Genomic DNA, 1,436 nt, shown 5'->3' with positions numbered 1-1,436 from the left:
GTCGACCAGTTCTCGACGGCAACCCTTCAGTCGTTCGAGCGTGCCGACCTCATCCTCGCCCATGAGCGTGCTGTAGCCGACCACGTCGGCAGCAAGGATCGCGGTAAGCCTTCGCTCCATACCTGCCTGCGCCCTCCTTGGTCGATCAAGCGGCTTCGCGCAGCCTATTCTAGTCCCGCATCGGACGCGAGTGTGTGCGTCCGTTATGACGCGCGTGTGCTTCTACTGAACAACCGTAAAGTGAAACACCTTGCTTGAGTTGACGAAGGAATAGCCGCCGCCTCCATCGTCGCCGCGTTTATAGACGGGTCCACAGTCGGGGCGCCCGAACATATTCTCGCTCAGCTCGCACAATAAGTCGCCATCGACACGGACGGTCTCGGTGACCAGCCGCGTCGTGGAGCGGAAGGCTGCCTTGCCGTCGCTCCCGATCTGGAGGAAGGCTGGTTGGAGACCGGGCTCAAGCTGACCCTGCAGAGTATGGCCCAGCACCAGCGAGGCGATCTCCTTGCCCTTCAAGCGGTTGTGCTCATCGCCGGTGAAACCGAACGGCCATTCGGGCAAGCCCGCCTGCTGCAACGCGTCGACGATGAGAGCCAAATCCTGCGGGTTACGATATTGGGCACCGTTGAGTCGGTATGCGGACAATGAATCGAAACCTGGTGTGGACATGGCACCTAGCCCCTCGGCCACTGCCGCCCTGGCATCCTGCAGGCGGCCGGCGCGGGCGTAGGCGGCACCAAGCGTGATCGTGAAATCTCCGACTGACGGCGCATCGTCGCGGGTGCGTTCGAGGGCCTCGATCGCCCTGTCGTTGCTCCCTTGAATTAGAAAGACCAGACCGGCAATTTGCCGGTTTACAGGTGAAAGGTTGGGATCGAGCCTGAGCGCCGTCTCGACCGCTTCGGCAGCCTCAGCATGACTGCCGGCGAACAGTTGCACGTATCCCAGGGCTATTTGCGTCTCAGCATCGCCGGGGCCGAGTGCGACGGCTCGCTCGACCGAAGCGATGGCTTCCTCGTAGCGGCGATCCACGACCTGCATGATCCCAAGAATAGCATAGGGCGACGAAAGGTCAGGGTCGAGTTGCAAAGCTCGGCTCGCCTTCTCATAGGCGCGCTTGCGCGCAGGTGCGCTCTGCATGATGTCATTGAACGATTCACGCCAGATATACACCGTCGTGCTTGCATCCGCCGCGAAGGCTTCCGCAAAAGCGGGGTCGAGCTGCTCGGCCTTGTCGTAGAGCGTGAGCGCCTCCCGCAGGCCGTCGCGCCGACCGGTCCGTGCTGTCTGCTCGGCACGAAGATAGAAGTCGTAGGCTTCGAGGTTTTCGGTCGGCGGCCGCGCCATGCGCTCGCTTTCCGCTGCCGAAGGTTGCATGCCAAGCGCCTTGGCGATCTCGCCGCTCATCTCGTGTTGGACGGCAAACACGCCGG

The 1,436-nt window shown here is 62.3% G+C and carries 1 protein-coding gene; it reads right to left on the bottom strand.

The window, feature by feature from the left end:
- Window positions 1-222: 222 nt before the first annotated feature.
- Window positions 223-1,436 (bottom strand): tetratricopeptide repeat protein (locus NKH38_RS33180; RefSeq protein WP_352904883.1); only part of this gene is annotated, 1,214 nt, incomplete at its 5' end.

It is taken from the genome of Mesorhizobium sp. M1078 (genome assembly GCF_040318615.1).
Taxonomy (GTDB): domain Bacteria; phylum Pseudomonadota; class Alphaproteobacteria; order Rhizobiales; family Rhizobiaceae; genus Mesorhizobium.
This window is presented reverse-complemented; position numbering and strand designations above follow the sequence as displayed.